Genomic DNA, 1537 nt, shown 5'->3' with positions numbered 1-1537 from the left:
TTCTTCCTTAGAAAGGAGGTGATCCAGCCGCACCTTCCGATACGGCTACCTTGTTACGACTTCACCCCAGTTATCGGTCCCACCTTCGGCAGCTCCCTCCTTTCGGTTGGGTCACTGACTTCGGGCGTTACCAACTCCCATGGTGTGACGGGCGGTGTGTACAAGACCCGGGAACGTATTCACCGCGACATGCTGATTCGCGATTACTAGCGATTCCAGCTTCATGTAGTCGAGTTGCAGACTACAATCCGAACTGAGACGTTATTTTTGGGATTTGCTCGGCCTCGCGGCTCTGCTTCCCTTTGTTTACGCCATTGTAGCACGTGTGTAGCCCTGGTCATAAGGGGCATGATGATTTGACGTCATCCCCACCTTCCTCCAGGTTATCCCTGGCAGTCTCTCCAGAGTGCCCACCTTAAATGCTGGCTACTGAAGATAAGGGTTGCGCTCGTTGCGGGACTTAACCCAACATCTCACGACACGAGCTGACGACAACCATGCACCACCTGTCTCCTCTGTCCCGAAGGAAAGACGACATTACTCGTCGGTCATAGGGATGTCAAGACCAGGTAAGGTTCTTCGCGTTGCTTCGAATTAAACCACATGCTCCACCGCTTGTGCGGGTCCCCGTCAATTCCTTTGAGTTTCATTCTTGCGAACGTACTCCCCAGGTGGACTACTTATTGCGTTTGCTGCGGCACCGAATGTCTGTGACACCCGACACCTAGTAGTCATCGTTTACGGCGTGGACTACCAGGGTATCTAATCCTGTTTGCTCCCCACGCTTTCGAGCCTCAACGTCAGTCATCGTCCAGTAAGCCGCCTTCGCCACTGGTGTTCCTCCCAATATCTACGCATTTCACCGCTACACTGGGAATTCCACTTACCTCTCCGACACTCTAGCTGCATAGTTTCCAAAGCAGTCCCGGGGTTGAGCCCCGGGCTTTCACTTCAGACTTACACAGCCGTCTACGCTCCCTTTACACCCAGTAAATCCGGATAACGCTTGCACCATACGTATTACCGCGGCTGCTGGCACGTATTTAGCCGGTGCTTCTTAGTCAGGTACCGTCATTTTCTTCCCTGCTGATAGAGCTTTACATACCGAAATACTTCTTCGCTCACGCGGCGTCGCTGCATCAGGGTTTCCCCCATTGTGCAATATTCCCCACTGCTGCCTCCCGTAGGAGTTTGGGCCGTGTCTCAGTCCCAATGTGGCCGGTCACCCTCTCAGGTCGGCTACTGATCGTCGGCTTGGTAGGCCGTTACCCCACCAACTACCTAATCAGACGCGGGTCCATCTCATACCACCGGAGTTTTTCCCACTGAGTCATGCGACTCCGTGGTCTTATGCGGTATTAGCAGTCATTTCTAACTGTTATCCCCCTGTATGAGGCAGGTTACCCACGCGTTACTCACCCGTCCGCCACTCAGTCACATTCTCTTTCTTCCGAAGAATCAATCCAATGTGCTTCGTTCGACTTGCATGTGTTAGGCACGCCGCCAGCGTTCATCCTGAGCCAGGATCAAACTCTCG

General features: G+C 53.4%; 1 rRNA gene. It reads right to left on the bottom strand.

Annotated elements, in window-relative coordinates:
• Nucleotides 1-11: 11 nt before the first annotated feature.
• Nucleotides 12-1537 (bottom strand): 16S ribosomal RNA (locus ACTNBR_RS16390).

Source organism: Bariatricus sp. HCP28S3_F11 (assembly GCF_052065395.1).
In the GTDB taxonomy this organism is placed as follows: Bacteria; Bacillota; Clostridia; order Lachnospirales; family Lachnospiraceae; genus Allocoprococcus.
Note: the sequence above shows the minus strand (reverse complement) of the source record. Positions and strands in the feature narration are given on the sequence as shown.